The organism is Pseudomonas sp. IT-P12 (genome assembly GCF_949767465.1).
In the GTDB taxonomy this organism is placed as follows: Bacteria; Pseudomonadota; Gammaproteobacteria; order Pseudomonadales; family Pseudomonadaceae; genus Aquipseudomonas.
On record NZ_CATKPY010000001.1, the window covers coordinates 102,175 to 123,685 of the forward strand.

Below are 21,511 nucleotides of genomic sequence, written 5' to 3' on the forward strand. Positions count from 1 at the left end.
GCGCAGGCTCAATGCACCTCCTCCAGATCATCATGCAGCAACCCGAAAATGTTGCGTTTCATCTCGATGAACGAGCGCTCCATGACCATGTCCAGGGTGCGTGGGCGTTCGATCGGCACGTCGAGGATCTGCTTGATCCGCCCCGGCCGCGCGCCCATCACACAGACGCGGTCGCCCAGCAGAATCGCTTCGTCGATGTCGTGGGTCACGAACAGCACGGTCTTCTTGCTGTTGCCCCAGACCCGTAGCAACAGCTGCTGCATCTGCAGTCGGGTCTGGCTGTCGAGCGCGCCGAAGGGTTCGTCCATCAGCAGTATCTGCGGGTCGTTGGCCAGTGCCCGGGCAATCGCCACGCGCTGCATCATCCCGCCGGACAGCTGCTTGGCGTAGTTGTCGGCGAAGCCGGCGAGGCCCACCTCATTGACGTAGTAATCGACGATTTCCTTGCGCCGGGCCGCCGCCATGCCGCGACGCTTGAGGCCGAACTCGACGTTCTGTCGCACGGTCAGCCACGGGAACAGTGTGTAACTCTGGAACACCATGCCGCGATCCGCCCCCGGGCCCTGCACTTGCTGGCCACCGACATGGATCTCGCCTTCCGTGGGTTCGTTCAGGCCGGCGGTGAGGTACAACAAACTCGATTTGCCACAGCCCGACGGCCCGACCAGCACGGCGAACTGTTGATCCGGCACCTCGAACGACACCTGGTCCAGCGCGGTGAACACACCGCCGCCGGGCTTCGGGTAACGCAGGCTGACCTTGTCCACCTGCAGGCGCGGCGCGCTGTGCATCGGGGTGGCCGTCGGCGCGACGAAACGTGGGTTGACGGCGGTTACTGAGCCCATGCGGCAATCCTCAGGCGAAGGAAACGGAACAGTTGATCGGTGATCAGGCCCAACAGGCCGATGATCGCGATGGCGAGGAAAATCACATCCACCTGGAAGCCGCGCATGGCTTTGAGGCTCAGGTAACCCAGGCCGCTGGACGCAGCGACCAGCTCGGCGACCACCAGGTACGTCCAGGCCCACCCCATGGTCACGCGCAAGGTGTCGAGCACACCCGGCAACGACGCCGGTGCGATCACATGCAACACCGCATCGCGGCGGTTCGAGCCGAGGGTGTAAGAGGCGTTGATCAGGTCCTTGGAGATGCCCTTGGACACGTCCGCGATCATGACCAGTTGCTGGAAAAACACCCCGAAGATGATCACCGACACCCGCTGCTCCAGGCCGATACCGATCCACAGAATGAACAGCGGCACGAACGAGGTCACCGGCAGGTAGCGGATGAAATTCACCATCGGCTCGAGGAACGCCTGGACGATGCGGAAGCTGCCCATCAGCAACCCCAGCGGCACCGCCACCAGCGACGAGACAATGAAGCCGACCATCACCACTTCGACGCTCGCCCACACATGCTGGCCGAGCGTGCCATCGCGTCCCAGACGCAGGGCGGCCTCGACCACCGCGCCGGGGGTCGGCAGGAACATGCCCGGCACCACACCGCCATAAGACAACCCGGCCCACAGGCCGACCAACAACACCCAGGCCAGCCCGCTCGCGCTCCAGATCACCGCCACCGGCAGATGGGTCTTGGGCGTGATGCAGCGGCTCAGCCACGATTTGCGCTTGAACATGCGTACCTCCTACAGCGGGCTGACGAAACGGTTGTCGACCAGATCGTCATTGCTGACGTTGTAGTGCTTGCCCTGCAGTTCGCTGGCGGTTTCATTGGCCAATTTGATCAAGGGGGCGCTGTCGCCCGGCTTGCCCGGCGAGCCAAGGAGTTTCTCGCTCATGGCCTGGTCATAGAAACGTACGCCTTGCGCGGCCGCCTCCAGCTCCTTCGGATCGGCGAGGTAACCGCCAACACCCTCGGCCATGATCTTGTAGGCTTCCTGCGGATGGTCCTTGGTGAACTGCACCGCCTTGTACAGGCCGGCAACCAGGGCCTTGACGTCCTCCGGTTGCTTCTCGATCACTGTGCAGTTGAGCGCGACCACGTCGACGATCACCCCCGGCGTGCTGCTGCTGTCGATCAGCACCTTGCCCTGCTGCTTGGCGCGCACCATCGACAGGTGCGGCTCCCAGGTCACAGCGGCCGGTACGCGACCGGCGATGAAGGCGGTTGCGGCATCGTCTGCGGTCATGTTCTGCACGGTGATGTCGCTCATGCTCATGCCGTGCTTTTTCAGCAAATACGACAGCCAGAACTGCGAGGTCGAACCTTCATTGACCGCCACGGCCTTGCCTTTGAGCTCTTGCAGACTCTTGACGTCCTTGCCCACCAGCACGCCGTCGCCGCCATGGCTGTCGTCCAGCGCGGCCACGGCCTTGAAGCAGAATTGCGGGCGGTACTTGAGCACTTCATCGATGGTCGACGCCGAGCCGGACAACTTCCCCGACGCCTGGGCGGCCATGTACATCGCGGCCTCTTCGACCACGGGCAATTCGACGGTCAGGCCGTTTTCCTTGAAGTAGCCCAGGTCCCGGGCCAGGTAGAGAGTGCCGTAACCGACCCAGGTGGTGTGGCCGATGGACAGGGTTCCGGCCTGGGCGCTGCCGGCGACGGTAGCGGCGATGGCGGTGACCGCCAGCGGATGCGCAACGCAGGTAAGCAAGGACTTGATCATGAAGCACTCCCAAAGCTGTTGATTTAGTTTTGTCATGGGCAGTACGACCGGCAGCGTCGGGGGTGGGCCATGGCCTGGGGTCTCTGCTGGACTTTGCGGCGCACGGCATTCAACTGACGGGCGAAGTCGATGTTGGACCAAGGCCGGGCTCAGGAAAATGAGGAAATATGTCGGCGGGAGTGATGAAAAAACTGGGTAGCGTGCGCGGTAAAAGGGCAGGGTTGGCGGGGGTGCACGGAGGGGGTGCAAAAGATGAAAGGTGTGCTGATTGAGCGGCCGTCATCGCGGGCAAGCCCGCTCCCACACTTTGACCTGTCGGTCACAGAATTTGTGTACGACATAGATCAAGTGTGGGAGCGGGCTTGCACGCGATGAGGGCCGAAAGAACGCTACAGAATCAAAGTCGGCCATACTCCTGCGCCGTACGATCCAGCGCTTTCAACGTCTTGCCGACCAACTCGTCGATCTCCTCGCGGCTGGCAATCAGCGCCGGCGCCATGATCATCCTTCCCAGGGTCGAGCGAATAATCACCCCTTCCTCGAAACCAAGGGTGCGGCAGCGCCAGGCGATGTCGTTCTCGTTGGCGAAGCGCTTGCGGCTGCGCTTGTCTTCAGCCAGCTGCAATGCCGCGACCATGCCCACGCCCTGGATATCGCCCACCAGCGGGTGATTGCCGAACACCTCGCGCAGGCACTGTTGCAGATAAGGCCCGATGTCGTCCCGGACCCGTGTCACCACGCCTTCATCGCGCAAGGCCTTGAGGTTGGCGATGGCCACCGCCGCCGCGACCGGGTGCCCGGAATACGTCAGGCCGTGAGCGAACACGCCGCCCTGCTCCACCAGCACCTCGGCCATTTTCCTCGACAGGATCAGCCCGCCCATGGGGATGTAGCCGGAAGTCAGGCCTTTGGCGATGGACAGGGTGTCGGGCTCGAAACCGAAGTGCTCATGGGCGAACCACTCGCCTGTTCGGCCAAAGCCGCCGATCACTTCATCGGCGCACAGCAACACGTCGTATTGACGGCAGATGCGCTGGATTTCCGGCCAGTAGCTTTCCGGCGGAAAGATCATCCCGCCCGCACCCTGGAACGGTTCGGCGATGAACCCGGCGACCTTGTCCGCGCCCAGTTCGAGGATTTTCGCTTCCAGCTGCTGCGCCGCCCGCCGGCCAAACTCGGCGGGCGTCAGCTGACCTTCATGGGCGAAGAAATACGGTTCGTCGATGTGTTCGATGTCCGGCAGCATGCCGCCCATCTCGTGCATGAATTTCATGCCGCCGAGCGCCGTCGCTGCCAGGGTCGAGCCGTGGTAACCGTTCCAGCGCCCGATCATGACCTTCTTCTCGGGCTTGCCCAGCACTTGCCAGTAACGCCGCACGGTGCGGATCAGCACCTCGTTGGCTTCGGAGCCCGAGTTGGTGTAGATCGCGTGGCTGTAGTGACCGGGCAACAGGCTGAACAGCAGCTCCGAAAGCTCGATGACCTGCGGGTGGGTGGTGTGGAAAAACATGTTGTAGTACGGCAGTTGCTCCAGCTGGCGGGCCGCGGCAGCCGCCAGGTCCTGGCGACCGTAACCCAGGTTGGTGCACCACAGCCCGGACATGCCGTCGAGGTAACGCCGGCCATCGTTGTCCCACAGGTGCAGGCGTTCGCCACGGACCATCACGCGCGGCCCTTCGTCGTTGAGGGCCTTCTGGTCGACGAAGGCATGGATGTGGTGCGCAGCGTCGGCGGCCTGGTAATCGCGGGTGTCACGTGGGGTGGTCATCGCCAGTTCTCCGTTTTCTTGTCAGCGAAGTTGAAACCAGGTGGTCTTCAACTGGGTGTATTTATCGAATGAGTGCAACGACAGGTCGCGGCCGAATCCGGACTGCTTGCCGCCGCCGAAGGGCACGCTCACGTCCAGCGCATCGACGCTGTTCACCGACACCGTGCCCGCGCGCAATTGCCGGGCCACGCGGTGGGCGCGGTTGAGGTCGTCGGTCCACAGGGACGCGGCCAGGCCGTAGACGCTGTCATTGGCCAGTTGCAAGGCGTGTGCCTCGTCATCGAACGGCGTCACGGCCAGCACCGGGCCGAACACTTCGTCGCGAAACAGCGGCATGTCCGGGGTCACGTCGGTAAAGATCGTCGGTTGAATGAAGTTGTCGGACCCATTGAACCTCGCCTGGCGGCCGCCGCACACCCTGGTCGCGCCCTGGCGTTCGGCCTGCTCGATGAAGTTCATGATGCGTGCGGTCTGACGGCTGTCGACGATGGCGCCGGCGCGGCTCGCCGGGTCCAGCGGGTCACCCGGCAACCAGCGCTGTGCCTGGGCCTTGAGGCGTTCGACGAACGCGTCATGAATGCAACGCTGGACCAGCAGCCGCGAGTTCGCCGAGCAGACTTCGCCCTGATTGAAGAAGATGCCGAACGCGGCTTTTTCGGCGGCGAGGTCCAGGTCCTGGCAATCGGCGAACACCAGGTTGGCGCTCTTGCCGCCGCATTCCAGCCACACCTGTTTCAGGTTCGATTGCGCGGAATATTGCATGAAATACTTGCCGACCTCGGTGGAGCCGGTGAACACCAGACTGTCCACATCCGGGTGCAACCCCAGGGCTTTGCCGGTCTGCTCGCCCAGACCGGGCAGTACGTTCAACACGCCGGCCGGCAGCCCCGCCTCCAGCGCCAGCTCGGCCAGGCGCAGGGCGGAAAACGGTGATTGCTCGGCGGGCTTGAGGATGACCGAGTTACCGGCGGCCAGGGCCGGCGCGAGTTTCCACGCGGCCATGTCCAGCGGGAAATTCCACGGCACCACGGCGGCGACCACACCCAGCGCTTCGCGGGTAATGGTGGCCAACACGTTCTGTGCGCTGGGAGCGACCTGATCGTAGAGCTTGTCGAGGCTTTCGGCGTACCAGCGAAACACCCCGGCGGCCCCCGGCACGTCGATGTCATAGGCGTCCATGACCGGCTTGCCCATGTTCAGCGAATCCAGCAGCGCCAGCTCTTCGCGATGGGCCAGGATCAGATCGGCCAGACGCAGCAGCACCTGCTTGCGCTCGACCGGCGACCGTGAGGCCCAGCTCCCGGCCTCGAAGACCTGCCGCGCATTACCGACCGCGATGTCCACCTCCTCGGTGCCGCACGCCGCCACGTTGGCCAGAAGCTGGCCGGTCGCAGGATTGATCGCCGCGAACGTTTGACCCGACTGCGCGGTACGCTGTCGACCGTCGATCCAGGCCTGGTCGGGCAACGCCAATGTCGCGGCTTTTTTTTGCCAATATGCAAGCTCGAACACGCTCAAATGCTCCATGGGCTTTCTTGTGCAGTGGATAGTCGCTCAGCCCCGAGTCCAGCAAAAATAGTAAAAATGTCTTCGCAGACCATGAAAAAACTGGGCAGCCCATCTCCCGGGCGGTGTGCGATGTGGTTATTGTTCAGGCACACCCGACACCGGCGTCAGAACGGCTGCCGTCGGCGCAAAAATTGCCTAGATGTTGTGCCCATCCACCCGAGGTTCGCCGTGGCTGCCTACAACCTGCGTCAATTGAAGTACTTCATTACCACCGTCGAATGCGGCAGCGTCGCCGAGGCCTCGCGCAAGCTGTACATCGCCCAGCCGGCCATATCCACGGCGATCAAGGGGCTGGAAGACAGCTTTGGTGTGCAGTTGCTGATCCGTCATCACGCCCAGGGGGTATCCCTGACTCCCAGCGGCGCGCGTTTCTACCGCAAGGCCCAGGAACTGCTGCGCATGGCCAGGGAATTCGAACAGAACGCCCTGGCCGACAACGACGTGGTGGCCGGGCAAATCGATATCGGCTGTTTCGAAACCGTTGCGCCGTTGTACCTGCCGCAATTGATTGCCGGTTTCTCGGCGCTGTATCCGGGGGTGAAGATCCGCATCCGCGACGGCGAACAGCAGGAGCTGGTGCAAGGCCTGACCTCGGGCAGCTTCGACCTGGCGATCCTGTATGAACACGACCTCGACGCCACCATCGAAACCGAGCCCCTGATGCCGGCGCAACGCCCCTATGCGTTGCTGCCGGCGGACCACCGCTTCGCCCAGCTCAAGCAAGTCTCGCTGCGCGACCTGTGCCTGGAGCCAATGATCCTGCTGGACGTGCAACCGAGCCGGACCTATTTCGTCAGCCTGTTCGAAGAGCTGGGCCTGCAACCGCAGATTGCCTTCAGCTCACCGTCGATCGAGATGGTGCGGGGTATGGTCGGGCAAGGGTTCGGCTTCTCGATCCTGGTCACCCGGCCGCATTCGGAATGCACCTATGACGGGCAGAAAGTGGTGTGCGTGGACATCGTCGAAGACGTCACCGGTTCCGGCCTGGTGGCGGCCTGGCTCAAGCGCGGGCAGTTGACCAAGCCGGCGCAGTTGTTTGCCGATTACTGCCGCGAGCAGTTGACCGCTAAAAATGTGCCTTGAGGCTCGCTCACACGAGGCAAGAAACGGGACTATTTGCGGGGCTTGATCCGTGCCGTGGCCTCCGCCACAAGGGGATCATCCGGCCAGTAATGCTTGGGATAGCGCCCCTTCAAATCCTTCTTCACCTCGGCATAGGTACTGCGCCAGAAGTTCGCCAGATCCTGCGTCACCTGCACCGGCCGTCGCGCCGGGGACAGCAGGTGCAACTTCACCGCCTGTCGCCCGCCGGCAATGCGCGGGGTTTCGGCGAGGCCGAACAGCTCTTGCAGGCGCACCGCCAGAATCGGCGGTTGCTCACTGTAATCCAGGCGAATGGACGACCCCGACGGCACGCTCAAATGATGCGGCGCCAGTTCATCCAGGCGTTGCGGCAACGGCCAGGGCAACAGGTTGTGAACAATGCTCGACAAGTCCAGGTTGGCAAAGTGACTGAGCCGCGACACCTTGCCCAGGTACGGCAGCAACCAGTGCTCAAGCCCCTTGAGCAACGCCCCGTCACTGACGTCCGGCCACTCGCTTTCGCCCTTGCCGTCGAGGTCCAGTTGGCGCAGCAACGCGACCCGTGCCTGCCACTGGCGCAACTCCGGCGTCCACGGCAACAGCTCCAGGCCCTTGCGCCGCACCAGATTGACCAGCGCCTGGCTGCGCGCGGTTTCATCCAGCCCGGTCAAGGGCTCACGGCTGAGAATCAGCTCCCCGACCTTGCGCTGACGCTCGGCGCGCAACACGCCTTCGCGCTCGTCCCAGTCCAGTTGATCGACCACCCGCACCTGTTCGGCGAGGACGGAATCGAACAGCGCCGGATCGAAATCCGCCGCCAGGTAGATCCGCTCCTCACGCTGGCCCTGACGACTGCCAAGGTCGGCGATCACCAGCCACGTTTGCTTCATCAGGCTGTCGGCTTCGGCGAACAACGCGGCACGCCCGTTGGCCAGGCGATACTCCGCACCCCCTGCGCGTCGTTGCTGAGCCACGCGGTCGGGGTAGGCCAGCGCCAGCAAGGCCCCCAGCCAGCGTGGGTGGTCCGGATCGCTCACCGGTTCGCACGCCCTGCCCCGCAGATACCCGCGATATTGCCGCGCCAGTTGCCGGGCGCGCTGCACACCGCCCTGGGCGCCACGCGTGGCCCGTTCCTCACCGGACAACAGCGCCAGCCGACTGTGCAGATCGGCCCCCGCTCCGCGCAGAATGTCGCGTTCGCCCAACAATGCCGCGACCTCGCAGGCCATGTCGGCCAGGCCGAGCGCCTGCCCGCGCAACAATAAATGCGCGATACGCGGGTGCGCCGGCAGTTCGGCCATCGCCAACCCATGACGGGTCAGCGCTTCACCGTCCCGCGCGCCGAGGCGCTCGAGCAGGTCCTGGGCCTGGGCATAAGCGGCCGCTGGCGGCACGTCGAGCCACACCAATTGTTCCGGCGCGACGCCCCAGCGACCGAGTTGCAGCGCCAGGCCGGCCAGGTCCGCGGCAACGATTTCGGCGCTGGCATACGCCGCCAATTGCTCGTGCTGATCCTGCGACCACAAGCGATAACACACACCGGGCTCCAGACGCCCGGCCCGGCCCGCACGCTGCGTGGCACTGGCGCGGGAAATGCGTTGCGTGTCCAGACGCGTCATGCCGCTGCCCGGATCGAAACGCGGCACCCGCGCCAACCCGGCGTCGATCACCACGCGCACGCCGTCGATGGTCAGGCTGGTCTCGGCGATGTTGGTCGCCAGCACCACCTTGCGTTTGCCGGCCGGGGCGGGATCGATCGCGGCCCGTTGCGCGGCCAGGTCCAGCTCGCCGTGCAACGGACACAGGAGAACGGACGTGCCCTCGCCCAACGCATCCGCCACCTGTTGATGCACGCGGCGGATTTCCGCTTGCCCCGGCAGGAACACCAGCAGGCTGCCGGTTTCGTCGTTGAGGGCTTCGAGGATGGTTTGCACCACGCGCGGCTCGATGAATTCGCCGGGCTGGAACGGTCGCCCCCAGCGCATCGCCACCGGGTACATGCGCCCTTCGCTGCGCAGGATCGGCGCGTCGTCGAGCAACCCGGCCAGGCGCTCGCCTTCCAGCGTGGCGGACATCAGGAGGATTTTCAGCGGCTGCTCATCACGAAACAGCTCCCGCCCGTTCAGGCTCAGGGCCAGGGCCAGATCGGCGTCGAGACTGCGTTCATGGAACTCGTCAAAGATCAGCAAACCCACGCCGTCCAGCGCCGGATCATCCTGCAAGCGCCGGGTGAGGATGCCTTCGGTGACCACTTCGATACGGGTCTTGGGGCCAACCTTGCTGTCGAGACGAATGCGATAACCGACGGTTTCGCCGACCTTTTCCCCCAGCTCACTGGCCAGCCGTTCCGCCGCCGCCCGCGCGGCCAGGCGCCTTGGCTCGAGCATCAGGATGGTCTGCCCGGCCAGCCAGGCCTCGTCGAGCAAGGCCAGGGGAACGCGGGTGGTCTTACCCGCGCCGGGCGGTGCTTCGAGCACGGCTTCATGGCGTGTCGCCAAGGCTTCACGCAGGGCGGGTAAAACTTCATCAATCGGCAAAGAAATCATGCTGGCTCCCAAACAGAGTCGCGAGTATAACGGCGAACTGCCCGGTGTTCGTCGCGGTCCTAACTCATACCGACGATGCTTCGTTTTTCCAGATGACAGGAGTTTTCCTATGCGTATTCCCTTTCGCCTGATTGGCGGTGTACTGGTGGCGACCCTGCTGACCCAGGTGACGGCGTGCGGTTCGATTTTCTACCCCGACCGCCGTGGCCAGATCGACGGCAAGATCGACCCGGCGATTGCCGTGCTCGACGCCGTCGGCCTGCTGTTCTACATCATCCCCGGCCTGATCGCGTTTGCCGTGGACTTCGCCACCGGGGCGATCTATTACGCGCCCGGCGAGACCGCCCATGTCGCGCCGGAAAAACTCAAGGAAGCCATCGGTGCCGACGGCAAGGTCGATACCCACAAACTGCAGACGATCCTGGAAACCGAGCTGGGCCGCAGCTTCCCGCTGGACGACCCGCGCCTGATCCAGCACAAGGGCAGCCCGCAGCAACTGGCCATGCTTGGCCTGCAACCGGCTGCCTGATCCAGCCCTGAAAGGATAACCGCCCCTATGGTTTCGAGCTCCGAACACGCCCGCCTGCTGCGGCTGGCCACCCGCGCCTCGGTGGCCGTGGCGTGCACCCTGGTGGTCGCCAAAGCCATCGCCTGGTGGTTGAGTGGCTCGGTGAGCATGCTGGCCGGGCTGACCGATTCGGCCCTCGACGGCGTCACTTCGCTGCTCAACCTGCTGGCTGTGCACTACGCGTTGCGCCCTGCCGATGACGATCACCGCTACGGCCATGGCAAGGCCGAGTCACTGGCGGGCATGGCGCAAGCCCTGTTCATTGGCGGCAGTGCGACGCTGATTGCCTTCCAGGCGTTCGAGCGGCTCAAGCACCCTGAGCCGGTGGGCGCGCCGTGGATCAGCATCGGGGTGATCGTGTTCTCGCTGGTGCTGACCCTGGGCCTGCTGATGCTGCAGCACCGGGTGATCAAGGCCACCGGCTCGAATGCCGTGCGCGCCGATTCGCTGCACTATCGCTCGGACATGCTGCTCAACGGCAGCATTCTGGTCGCGCTGGTGCTGGCCGGGTTCGGCTGGCATCAGGTGGACGCCTGGTTTGGCCTGGGGATCGCCGCGTACATCCTCTGGAGCGCGATCCAGATCGCCCGGGAAAGCTTCACCGTGCTGATGGATCAGGAACTGCCGCCCGACGTCAGCCAGCACATGCTCGAACTGGCGTGCAGCGTCCCGGGGGTGTTGGGCGCGCACGACCTGCGCACACGGGTCTCGGGCAATCAGTGGTTCGTGCAATTGCACCTGGAGTTGCCGGGGGAATTGACCCTGTCAGTCGCCCACGGCATCAGCGATCAGGCCGCCGATGCGATTCACGCCGCTTACCCGCGAGCCGAAGTGCTGGTGCACGCCGACCCGCAGGAAGTGGTGAAGGCGGCCCGGGCGGCTCAGTAAGTCACCTGATAACCGCGACTGCCCAGGCAGTCGCCCTGGGCCTGACGGTAGGTTTGCACCACCGCAGGCGCGGGCTGGTAGGTGGCGGTGCGCGGATCGAAACCGCTCTGCTGCACGGCGTACTGGTAGCACTCGTAGCCGTCCTGGTTGACCTGTTCCGGCGACTGGCCGTTGGCCGGATAGGCCACCACGTCGTAGCCGTTGCCGGCCTGAGGCGGCGGTTGTAGCGGTGGTTCGACCACCACATAATCCTGGGTCGTTTCCTGATAGGCGTAGTACGAACCGGCCGCGAGGAACAGCAGCGCGCCGCCGATCCAGACTTCACGGGCGTAATCCGGCAGGTAACGGGTACGGATCCCGCGCGGCGGCTGCACCACCACATAACGCGGGCCGAGCGGACGGTACCAGTAACCGCCTGAGTAGAAGTAATCCTGACCGCGATAGGGCACGCGGTAGTCGCGGTCCGGGAAGCGGTCGATCACGTGGCCGGGCCGGTACTGCGGGCCAGGACCCCAGCCATTGCCGTGTCCGTTCGGGCGACCTGCCCAGGCATGATCATCGGGACGCGGACCGTTGTTTTGCCAGTGCTGGTTGTAATCGTTGCGCCGAGGCACATCCTGATAGTAGCCACGCTGGGGCTGCTGGGTCTGGCGCACGCTGTCGGGCCGCCCCTGGATCGGCAGATCGTTGGCCGGCAATTGTGGCGGCGGCGGTGGCGGCCGAACGGGGTTGTTGAAATCTCGCGGCGGGTTGTTCTGCCCACCACTGCGCGGCTGGCCGTTGTTCTCGAACTGACGACTGTTGTCGCCCCGGATGATGTCGTTGTTCTGCGCACGCGGCTGATTGTTGCCGCCATGCCCCTGATTATTGCCCTGGCGGCCGTCGCCGCGCTGCCCGTTTTCCGGACCCCGGTTCTGCGGCTCATCGGCTTGCGATTGCGCAGTGACACCGACCCCAACACCAACAATCAGCAAACCAACTCCGGCCAAACGCCAGATGCGCGACTTCATGCTTATCCTCACTGCGGGTTAGGGCTTGTACGTAAGACTGGGAAAGCACAGGCCGGTTCTGCAACAGGTTATCAGTCGCGAAACATATTTATTGAGGGCGCCGGCAAGAAATCCCGGGCAAAAGAAAAGGGAGACCCGTCGGCCTCCCTTTGAGAACTTCGTCCGTGCTCGACGCTTTTGACGTCGGCTCACCTCACGCCGTCTTCTGGACAGTGTGCAGCTCGGGGGCCGGACACATCCCCTGTGGGGGTGGCGGCCGCGACTGGCCTGATTGGGCGAGTCGCCGTGGACTGTTTGTCCGAGCAGTGATTCTGGTGATAAGGATAGGCCTGCGACGCCGACAAAGGATTGCGAAGATTGCTCAAATAAACATGACTTGCGCAATTTTTAACCCTGGATAGATAATCTGCCGCAATTGATATGACAAAGGCCTGATTGATGAGCAAACTCGACCGATACGACCTGAGCATTTTGGCGGAATTGCAGCGCGACGCGCGCATTTCCAACCAGGAGCTGGCCGAACGCATCGGCCTGTCACCGTCGCCGTGCTCGCGGCGGGTCAAGCAACTGGAGGACGACGGCTACATCTCCCGCCAGGTGGCGCTGCTGGACCGCAAAATGCTTGGCCTGAGCCTGACGGCCTATGTGCTGATCGGCATGGACCGGCATACGCCGGAGCGTTTCGAAAACTTCGAAGCGGCGATCCGCACCTTGCCGCAGGTGCTGGAATGCAGCCTGGTGACCGGGATGGACGCCGACTACCAGCTCAAGGTGGTGGTGCCGGACATGGACCACTATCAGAAATTGCTGCTGGGTCACCTCACCCGCATTGAAGGGGTGACGAGCGTGCGCTCGAGCTTCGTGTTGAACCAGGTGCTCAACAGCACCGAGCTGCCGTTGACTCACCTGCGTAGCTGACAACGCCATCGCGAGCCGGGACGCTCCACTGAGACGGCGGCGCCCCTGTGGGAGCGCGCCTGTTCGTGTCGAGGGGCGCACAGACGACGAATAGCTGCGACACGCTGCCGCAGGTCAATGCTGCGCCAATCCAGCATGGCGTATACTCGCCCCGCCTTTTTAGCCGCAACCGCGCTGGAGATGTTAGATGGATCCTGCACTGTTTGAAGAGTGGATGATGACCGGACTGGTCAGCATCCTGATCATTTTCATGGGTTTCATCGTCTGGGATCTGGCGAAAAAATCCAAGGCCGGGCGCTTTGGCTCGTTCATCCTGTTCTTCGTGCTGGGCCTGGGCGTGGCTGCGTTCGTGATCAAAAGCGTGGTCATCGGCCTGATCGAAACCGGTACGTTATAAACGCGCCGGCACCTCCTTCCACTGTCCCTGATCGAGCCCCTCGATCGACCAGTCGCCGATCCTGACCCGCACCAGCCGCAGCGTGGGCAAGCCCACCGCCGCCGTCATGCGTCGCACCTGGCGGTTACGCCCCTCGCGAATCACCAGTTCCAGCCAACTGGTCGGCACACTTTTGCGAAAGCGCACCGGCGGGTTGCGCGGCCACAGTTGCGGTTCCTCCAGTTGCCGCGCTTGCGCGGGCAAGGTCATGCCGTCGTTCAATTCGACCCCCTCACGCAACTGCTGCAACTGCTCGGCGCTCGGTTCGCCTTCCACCTGCACCCAATACGTCTTGGACAGTTTGTGCTTCGGGTCGGCAATCCGCGCCTGTAACTGACCGTCATTGGTCAACAACAGCAAACCCTCGCTGTCGCGGTCCAGCCGCCCTGCCGGATAGATCCCGGGGATCGCAATGAAATCCTTGAGCGTCGCCCGCCCTTCGCCGTCGCTGAATTGCGTCAGCACATCGAAAGGTTTGTTGAACAGGATCAACTTCGGTTCGGCCGGGGGTGCCTTGGCGACCCGACGCGGGGCGGATGACGGGGTGTTCGCGCCAGGGCGGCGGGACACGGGGCGTTGAGGACGGGACATAAGCACAGGTACATCTGACGGTCAGGGCTGCCCATGCTAGTGCCCCGACCGACAAATGGCCATGGCCGTCAGCGGAACGGCGGCTCGTCGAAACTGCGCAATTTGCGCGAATGCAGCGAGTTGAGCTCAGTGCGCAGCAGGTCCACCGCCTCGATACCGATCTTCAAGTGCTGGCTGACCGCGCGCTGATAGAACGCGTTGGCCGAACCCGGCAGTTTGATTTCGCTGTGCAGCGGCTTGTCCGAGACACACAGCAACGTGCCATACGGCACTCGCAGGCGATAGCCCTGGGCGGCGATGGTGCCGCTTTCCATGTCCACCGCCACGGCACGGGACAGGTTGATCAACGGTCGCTCCTGGGCCCAGCGCAATTCCCAGTTGCGGTCGTCGTAAGTCAGCACGGTGCCGGTGCGCAGGCGTTTTTTCAGTTCGTCACCCTTCTCGCCGGTGACGTTGGCGGCTGCCTGCTGCAAGGCCATCTGCACTTCGGCCAGGGCCGGGATCGGAATATTCGGCGGCACCACCCGGTCAAGAATCCCGTCGCGCCGCATGTAGGCGTGGGCCAGTACGTAGTCGCCGATGGTCTGCGACTGGCGAAGGCCGCCGCAGTGCCCGATCATCAGCCAGCAATGCGGGCGCAGCACCGCAAGATGGTCGGTGATGTTCTTGGCGTTGGACGGGCCGACACCGATGTTCACCAGGGTCACGCCATGGCCGTCGGCGGCGATCAGGTGATAGGCCGGCATCTGGTAACGGTGCCAGACCACGCCTGCGGCAATCGCCGAGGCTTCGCCATGGTCCATGCTCTTTTCGATGATCACGTTGCCCGGCAGCACCATGCGCACGAAACGTGGATCACTGCGCAACTGCTCCAGGCCATGCACGATGAACTGGTCGACATAACGGTGGTAGTTGGTCAGCAGAATCCACGGCTGCACATGGCGCCAGTCGCTGCCGGTGTAGTGCACCAGGCGGCGCAGGGAGAAATCCACCCGCGCGGCATCGAACAGCGCCAGCGGCAGTGGATCGGTGTTTTCCCAGTCGTACAGGCCGTCGGCAATGCCGTCGGTGGCGGCGGACAGATCGGTGCTGGGGAAAACCCGCGCCAGCACCGCGGCGGTCACGCCGGAACCGGCCAGCTCATCGCCCTGCTCGACCACGTACGGATAAGGAATGTTCTGCTGGCTGATGCCGACTTCCACCGTCACGGTGAAGTCGTGCATCAAGGGCACCAGTTGCTCCAGCAGGTACTTGCGGAAAGCCGCCGGGTGGGTGACGGTGACGCTGTAGGTGCCCGGCAACTGGACCTTGGCATAGGCCCGCGTGGTTTGCGGGACTTCGCCCTGACAGTGGTAGGTCAGACGCAGCTCAGGATAACGAAACATCGCACGCTGTTCGGCGTCCGGCTCAATACGGTCCTTGAGGTAACGCATGAGCGCCTGGTTCAGCGCGGTGGTTGCACGATTGTGCAAGTACGCAAGCCGATCCACGGCTTGCTCGGCGGTTTGGACGACAATAAAAGCTTCGGTCACGATCAGCATCCTGTGTTCTGACTTGCAGAGCTTCATCTTGCCTGCATCGTCGCCCCACGGGAACAGTGGCGTGTCGCCCAAAGACCAAGTCCTACCCGCTCCACCACGCTTTGATCCGCGTTGTTTACAGAGGTGGCGTCGAGCGGGCGACGATGGCTTCGACCTCCAGCCCTCGCGGCAACGCCCCATACACCCGGCCCGTCGCCCCCAGGCGGCTGGCGATAAAGGCATCGCTGACCGCCGAATTGCCCGCCTCCAGCAACAGCTTGGCCTGCAACCCCAAGGCAATGTCTTCGGTCAACTGCCGCGCCCGGTATTGAATGTCGCCGGTATCCCTGAAGGCGGCGTGCAACTGGTCGATATGCGCCGCCAGGCGTTTATCGCCATGCCCGTCACCCAACTCGCTGAACAGCACGTCAAGCACGCCGGGCTCCTTCGACAGCGCCCGCAGCACATCCAGGCATTGCACGTTGCCTGAGCCTTCCCAGGTCGAATTGACCGGCGCCTCGCGGTAGAGGCGCGGCAGGATGCTGTCTTCGACATAGCCGGCGCCGCCCATGCATTCGGCGGCTTCGTTGATCATGGCGGGCGCGCGCTTGCAGATCCAGTATTTGCCCACCGCCGTCACCAGGCGGGCGAATTTCGCTTCATGCGAGTCACCCGGATGATCCAGCGCCTTGCCCATGCGCAGGCTCAACGCCAGGGCCGCCTCGCTTTCCAGCGCCAGATCGGCGAGCACGTTCTGCATCAACGGCTGCTCGCTCAGGCGCTTACCGCCGACACGGCGATGGGCGCAGTGATGGCTGGCCTGGGTCAACGCCTGGCGCATCAGCGCGCTGGACCCGACCATGCAATCGAAACGGGTCATGGCGACCATCTCGATGATGGTCGGCACGCCCCGCCCTTCTTCGCCGACCATCCACGCCAGCGCACCGCGAAACTCGACCTCGCTGGACGCGTTGGAGCAGTTGCCGAGCTTGTTTTTCAAACGCTGGATGTAGAACTGGTTACGTGTGTCATCCGGGCGGTGGCGTGGCAGCAGGAAACAGGTCAAGCCCTTGTCGGTCTGCGCCAGGGTCAGGAAGGCATCGCACATCGGCGCCGAACAGAACCACTTGTGGCCCACCAGTTCGTAGGCCTGGCCCGGACCGCTGGCGCCCACCGGATAGGCTTTGGTGGTATTGGCACGGACATCGGTGCCGCCCTGCTTCTCGGTCATGGCCATGCCAAGGGTGACACCCGCCTTGTGGGCCATGCCGACATTGCGCGGATCGTATTCGGTGGCGAGGATTTTCGGCAGCCACTGTTCGGCCAGGTCGGGCTGCAGGCGCATCGCCGGCACACTGGCGAAAGTCATGGTCAGCGGACAGCCGCTGCCGGCTTCGGCCTGGCTGTGCAGATAGGTCATGGCGGCGCGGGCGACATGGGCGCCGGACTGCGGATGCGTCCACGGCAAGGAGGTCAGGCCGTGCTCGACCGCCGTGCGCATCAGTTCGTGGTAAGCCGGGTGGAATTCCACCAGGTCGATGCGATGACCGTAGCGGTCATGGCTGGCGAACACCGGCTTGTTCTGATTGGCCAAAAAGCCCGCTGCCATCAGCGGCCCGCCGGCCAGTGCACCGTAGGCGTCGATGCGCGCCTCGGCCCACCCCGCCCCGAAACGCCGTGACCACTCCTGCAAAGGCAGGTCGATGCGGTACAGGTTGGTGCCGTCCAGCGAGGGGGGCTGGTTGGTGACTTCGTGGGTTTCGGCGAACTGATGCAGGTTCATGACGGGGCTCCTTGGGTCAGCCAGGGGTCCAGTTAAGCACTGCCCCGAAGCCGAACAAAGTGGCATATCCGCCTAACTGTCGGCGCTTTCGCCCTGTTGCGGACAGAGCACTCGCCGATACAGGGCCGCCTGCAAGTCTTCGAACTTCACCGGTTTGCTCAGGTAGTGGATCAAGTCTGCGGTCACGCAACGCTCCCGGTCGACGTTCAGCACAATCATGAACACCGGCACGTGCTCACAGCCCGGCAAGGCGCGGATCTGACAACACAGCGATACGCCATTCATCTGCGGCAGCTCGCTATCGAGCAAGACCGCGTCGAACGTTTCACGGCGCAGGAAATCCAGCGCAGCGACGCCGTCGTCGGCGGTGCGCACGCGAAACCCGAGCTTGAGCAACATGCCGCGCATCAGCAATTGATGGATGTCGTTGTTATCCACCAGCAGCACGGTGCAGTCCTGAGGCAGGCGCAGGTGTGGGAGATCGCGCATCATCGGCGTTGCGACAGGCTCGGCCAGCGGCACCTCGAATTCGACATCGAGCTGGAAGCGGCTGCCGCGCCCGGGCTCGGAGCGATGGGTCAGTTGCCCGCCGAGCAAGTCGACCAGTTGCCGGCAGATCGCCAGGCCCACGCCCAGCCCGCCGTGCTCGCGGGTCATCGAGCCGTCGAGCTGGAAGAAACGCTGGTACAGCGTCGCCTCGCCCAGATCAGTGAAGCCGATGCCGGTATCGATGACCGCGAAGGACAACGCCAGCCGCCCCGATGCCACGGGTTTGCCCGTCACCCTCAGCGCCACGCCGCCCACCCGGGTGAACTTGATCGCGTTGTCCAGAAGGCATTCCAGGCATTGCGCCAACTTGCTGCTGTCGCCGTGTACCCGGTCCGGCAGGCCTGGCGCGACATCGACCTTGAAGTCCAGCGACTTGCCCGAGGCATTGCCTTCGAATTGCATGCGCAGGGCATCGATCACGCTACGCAGGCTGAACGTCGACGCATTGGCCTTGAGCTTGCCGGCCTGCAACTCGGTGAGGGTCAGGATGCCGTTGACCATGCGCATCATGTCCCGCGCGGAACCGGCGGCGGTTTGCTGATACTGTTCGAGCTCGGGGTTCATCTCGACGGTTTGCATCAACTCCAGCGAACCGATCACGCCGTTCATGGGCGTACGCAACTCGTGGGTCAGCGTGGCGAGGAACTCGTCCTTGAGCTTGTTGCCGTGTTCCAGTTGCTGGTTGAGCACTTCGAGCTTTTGACCGGCGTCGAGCAAGGTTTGCGCCTGTTGCTCGCGCATGGCGTTGATGCGGTCGGCCAACGCCAGCGACAGCAGCGCCACCTCGATGGCCGAGCCGATCTGGCTGGAATACATGGTCAGGAACACGTTCGGCAGGTAACCCAGCACCATCAGCGTGTTGACGATGCCGCCGAGCAGAAACGCCGACCAGGCAATGATGAAGTAGCGCGCCACCCGCAGGCCACGCCACCAGGAAAACAGCCCGGCGGCGAAAATCACCACGGTGAACGTCAGCGCCAAAGCGGTGGCCAGGCGCAGGGCCAGGGCGTAACTGGTCATCAATGACAACCCGACCACCAGGGCACCGAACGCGATCAGCGCCAGCAACAGGCGATCGAGCCAGCGACTGAGCGTGGCCGTTTGCAGGAAGCTGCGGGCGAACTGGCTGCCGAACAACCCGGCGCAGCCTATGAAGAACGGTGTGGCAGCGTTGGCCCACCAGGGGTTGTTCGGCCAGAAATACTGGACCGCCGCGCCATTCACCGACAACTGATACAGGCCGAACGAGGCGATGTAGACAATGTAATAGAGGTAGCTGGTGTCGCGCACACTCAGGTAGATGAACAGGTTGTAGACCAGCATCCCCAGCAACACACCGTAAATCAGACCCAGCACGTAGAGCCGGACCGGCTGTTCCTCCAGAAATGCCGTGCTCGACCACAACGTGACCGGCGCCTGGATCGAGCCTTCGCTCTGCAGACGCAAGTACACGGTTTGCGCCTGGCCCGGGGTGAAGCTCAGGTCGAACAGGTAGTTGTTCTGGCGAATTTCGCGACTGTCGAACGGCAAGGCGTCGCCAGTCTGACGGATCAGGTGATAGGTACCCGCCGCATCGGGCAGGTACAGGTCAAGCCGGTCGAGAGGCGGATAGGCCAGTTCCAGTAACCAGGTGCGCTGGGCGGCAGGATTGATCGGGCGGTAATGCAGGTCGATTTTCAGCCAGAACGCCGAGCGCGAATAACCGGCATTGAGGGTGGCCTTGTCGTGGGGCTTGAATTGCCCGCTCGCGGCTTGCGCCAGCACCTCGTCGATGGTCGCCTGGCCACCGGCGTCTTCGAACACTTGCAGGGTTCGGCCCAGGGGCAGGCTTTGAGTGAACTCATCGAATTCAACTGCGCTGGCCATAAGGGGCAAGCAAAACAGCAACATCAGCAAATAGCGCATTGAAGCCCCAGCGTGGCCTGTCCGGTTAATCTCAAAAAGCCCCTCATTCCCTTTGAGTAGACGTAAAACCGGCATTACCTGTTATTGGTTTGGATCCACTCTAGCATAGCCGTTGATGGCCATTGAACACCATTGAAACATTTCCCGAAAAGGCTCTAGTACGGGCGTTCCAGCGACGCACAAAGGAGCAGAATTGTTTAAATGGTCAGGTTACAACAGTGCATCGGCCGTCAGGCGCATTCCTGTAGGCCGCCGCGAGGTCACTCCCATGACTCGCTGGGCGACTGGTGGTAAGCTCGCGCACCATGAATATCTACAGCTCTCGCCCTGTTGTCCTCTGTCTCTCCGGCCACGATCCCAGTGGTGGCGCCGGCTTGCAGGCAGATATCGAAGCCCTGCTCGCCCAGGGTTGCCATGCGGCTCCGGCCGTCACCGCCCTGACCGTGCAAGACACGGTCAACGTCACCGACTTCCGCGTTCTCGACCGCGAGTGGGTACTGGCCCAGGCCAATGCCGTGCTCAACGACTCCGACGTCGCGGCGGTCAAGCTGGGCATGCTCGGCTCACTGGAGATGGTCGACACCGTTGTCGAACTGCTCCAGGCGCAGGCGCATTTGCCGGTGGTCTGCGACCCCGTGCTGCGCGCCGGCGGCGGCGGACGACTGGGCAAGGATGAAGTCGGTTACGCCATGCGCGAACGCCTGCTGCCCCTGTCGATCATCGCCACGCCCAACCTCCCGGAAGCGCGAATCCTCGCCGAACTGCCCGAAGGCACGGCGGACGAATGCGCTGAAAAACTCCTGCCGTTCGTCAAACACCTGCTGATCACCGGCGGTCATGGCGAGGAAAGCGAAATCCACAATCGCCTGTACAGCCGCGACGGTCACCGCGAAACCTTCATCTGCCAGCGCCTGCCCGGCAGTTATCACGGTTCCGGCTGTACCCTGGCCAGCGCCCTCGCCGGTCGTCTGGCCCAGGGCGAAAATCTCGCCAGCGCCGTACAGACTGCACTTAACTACACGTGGCGTACCCTGCGCGATGCCGAACAGCTGGGCAAAGGCCAGTTCGTTCCGCGTCGTCTTCCGCTGGATTTCTGTTCGTAACGCCATGGGGCTTGTCCGATGAAACTACGCGGCCTTTACGCCATTACCGACAGCCAGTTACTGGCCGGTAAATTCCTGTCGTACGTGGAGGCGGCGCTCGAAGGCGGCGTCACCCTGCTGCAGTACCGCGACAAGAGCGATGACGAAGCCCGCCGCCTGCGTGAAGCGCAGGCCTTGCGCGACCTGTGCGAACGCTACAAGACCCATTTGATCATCAACGACGATGCCGAACTGGCCGCGCGCCTGAACGTCGGCGTGCACCTGGGCCAGACCGATGGCCCGCTGTCGCCGACCCGCGCCCTGCTCGGTTCCCGGGCCATCATCGGCTCGACGTGCCACGCACAACTCGAGCTCGCCGAACAGGCGGCCAGGGAAGGCGCCAGTTACGTCGCCTTCGGGCGCTTCTTCAATTCCAGCACCAAACCCGGGGCACCGAGCTGCAGCCTCGAATTGTTGGACCAAGCCCGCCGCCAACTGCACCTGCCGATCTGTGCGATCGGCGGTATCACCCTGGACAACGCCGCGCCGCTGGTGGCCCACGGGGTCGATCTGCTGGCGGTGGTCCACGGCCTGTTTGGCGCCCAGAGCACGACTGAAGTCACCCGTCGCGCCCGCGCCTTCAACGAATTACTGAAAGTCTGA

18 protein-coding genes are annotated in these 21,511 nt (G+C 63.6%); 7 read left to right on the forward strand and 11 right to left on the reverse strand.

Features of this window, described 5'->3' with window-relative positions; genetic code table 11:
- Positions 1-8 precede the first annotated feature (8 nt).
- From ACM6IM_RS00500 to ACM6IM_RS00520, 5 genes are all read right to left on the reverse strand, one after another.
- Complete coding sequence (locus ACM6IM_RS00500) at positions 9-845, reverse strand: ABC transporter ATP-binding protein (protein ID WP_414863877.1); 837 nt, start codon at positions 843-845, stop codon at positions 9-11.
- The gene (locus ACM6IM_RS00505; protein WP_201194974.1) at positions 833-1,636 is read right to left on the reverse strand and encodes an ABC transporter permease; all 804 of its coding nucleotides are present in this window, start codon (positions 1,634-1,636) and stop codon (positions 833-835) included. Before ACM6IM_RS00505 ends, ACM6IM_RS00500 begins: the two co-directional genes overlap by 13 nt.
- A 9-nt stretch (positions 1,637-1,645) precedes the next feature.
- Positions 1,646-2,632 (reverse strand): ABC transporter substrate-binding protein, encoded by a 987-nt coding sequence (locus ACM6IM_RS00510; protein ID WP_414863878.1) that lies wholly within the window; start codon positions 2,630-2,632, stop codon positions 1,646-1,648.
- Positions 2,633-3,029: 397 nt separating this feature from the next.
- Complete coding sequence (locus ACM6IM_RS00515; protein ID WP_414863879.1) at positions 3,030-4,400, reverse strand: aspartate aminotransferase family protein; 1,371 nt, start codon at positions 4,398-4,400, stop codon at positions 3,030-3,032.
- A gap of 21 nt (positions 4,401-4,421) precedes the next feature.
- Entirely contained in the window at positions 4,422-5,912 is a 1,491-nt protein-coding gene (locus ACM6IM_RS00520) for an aldehyde dehydrogenase (protein WP_414863880.1), read from the reverse strand.
- 225 nt (positions 5,913-6,137) lie between these two features.
- Between ACM6IM_RS00520 and ACM6IM_RS00525 the strand changes: the two genes are divergently transcribed.
- The gene (locus tag ACM6IM_RS00525; RefSeq protein WP_201194982.1) at positions 6,138-7,052 is read left to right on the forward strand and encodes a LysR substrate-binding domain-containing protein; all 915 of its coding nucleotides are present in this window, start codon (positions 6,138-6,140) and stop codon (positions 7,050-7,052) included.
- Between the two features lie 29 nt (positions 7,053-7,081).
- On the opposite strand, the gene hrpB is transcribed toward ACM6IM_RS00525, so the two are convergent.
- Entirely contained in the window at positions 7,082-9,598 is a 2,517-nt protein-coding gene (gene hrpB / locus ACM6IM_RS00530; protein ID WP_414863881.1) for an ATP-dependent helicase HrpB, read from the reverse strand.
- 109 nt (positions 9,599-9,707) lie between these two features.
- On the opposite strand from hrpB, the gene ACM6IM_RS00535 reads away from it, so the two are divergent.
- On the forward strand, positions 9,708-10,127 hold the full coding sequence (locus ACM6IM_RS00535; protein WP_192309151.1) for a polyribonucleotide nucleotidyltransferase: 420 nt from the start codon (positions 9,708-9,710) through the stop codon (positions 10,125-10,127).
- 27 nt (positions 10,128-10,154) lie between these two features.
- Positions 10,155-11,054, forward strand: a complete 900-nt coding sequence (locus ACM6IM_RS00540) for a cation diffusion facilitator family transporter (RefSeq protein WP_414863882.1) — start codon at positions 10,155-10,157, stop codon at positions 11,052-11,054.
- Here ACM6IM_RS00540 and ACM6IM_RS00545 read toward each other — a convergent pair.
- Positions 11,048-12,064: a DUF6515 family protein gene (locus ACM6IM_RS00545; RefSeq protein WP_414863883.1), complete on the reverse strand. Its 1,017-nt coding sequence runs from the start codon at positions 12,062-12,064 to the stop codon at positions 11,048-11,050. The two genes, ACM6IM_RS00540 and ACM6IM_RS00545, sit on opposite strands and share 7 nt — an antisense overlap.
- A 438-nt stretch (positions 12,065-12,502) precedes the next feature.
- Here ACM6IM_RS00545 and ACM6IM_RS00550 point away from each other — a divergent pair, with 438 nt between their 5' ends.
- On the forward strand, positions 12,503-12,982 hold the full coding sequence (locus ACM6IM_RS00550) for an Lrp/AsnC family transcriptional regulator (RefSeq protein ID WP_007937367.1): 480 nt from the start codon (positions 12,503-12,505) through the stop codon (positions 12,980-12,982).
- A 187-nt stretch (positions 12,983-13,169) separates the two neighbouring features.
- The gene (locus tag ACM6IM_RS00555; RefSeq protein WP_192309157.1) at positions 13,170-13,379 is read left to right on the forward strand and encodes a DUF2788 domain-containing protein; all 210 of its coding nucleotides are present in this window, start codon (positions 13,170-13,172) and stop codon (positions 13,377-13,379) included.
- Here ACM6IM_RS00555 and ACM6IM_RS00560 read toward each other — a convergent pair.
- The 4 genes from ACM6IM_RS00560 to ACM6IM_RS00575 form a co-directional block, all read right to left on the reverse strand.
- A complete protein-coding gene (locus tag ACM6IM_RS00560) occupies positions 13,374-14,009 on the reverse strand; it encodes a pseudouridine synthase (protein ID WP_225607219.1) in 636 nt (211 codons plus the stop codon). The genes ACM6IM_RS00555 and ACM6IM_RS00560 overlap by 6 nt on opposite strands.
- A 68-nt stretch (positions 14,010-14,077) precedes the next feature.
- Positions 14,078-15,577: an AMP nucleosidase gene (amn, locus tag ACM6IM_RS00565; RefSeq protein WP_192309381.1), complete on the reverse strand. Its 1,500-nt coding sequence runs from the start codon at positions 15,575-15,577 to the stop codon at positions 14,078-14,080.
- An 88-nt stretch (positions 15,578-15,665) separates the two neighbouring features.
- The gene (locus ACM6IM_RS00570) at positions 15,666-17,312 is read right to left on the reverse strand and encodes an acyl-CoA dehydrogenase family protein (protein WP_414863884.1); all 1,647 of its coding nucleotides are present in this window, start codon (positions 17,310-17,312) and stop codon (positions 15,666-15,668) included.
- A gap of 72 nt (positions 17,313-17,384) precedes the next feature.
- The gene (locus ACM6IM_RS00575) at positions 17,385-19,766 is read right to left on the reverse strand and encodes a 7TM diverse intracellular signaling domain-containing protein (protein WP_414863885.1); all 2,382 of its coding nucleotides are present in this window, start codon (positions 19,764-19,766) and stop codon (positions 17,385-17,387) included.
- 305 nt (positions 19,767-20,071) lie between these two features.
- On the opposite strand from ACM6IM_RS00575, the gene ACM6IM_RS00580 reads away from it, so the two are divergent.
- Complete coding sequence (locus tag ACM6IM_RS00580; RefSeq protein WP_414863886.1) at positions 20,072-20,869, forward strand: hydroxymethylpyrimidine/phosphomethylpyrimidine kinase; 798 nt, start codon at positions 20,072-20,074, stop codon at positions 20,867-20,869.
- Positions 20,870-20,887: 18 nt separating this feature from the next.
- A complete protein-coding gene (thiE, locus tag ACM6IM_RS00585; protein ID WP_201195003.1) occupies positions 20,888-21,511 on the forward strand; it encodes a thiamine phosphate synthase in 624 nt (207 codons plus the stop codon).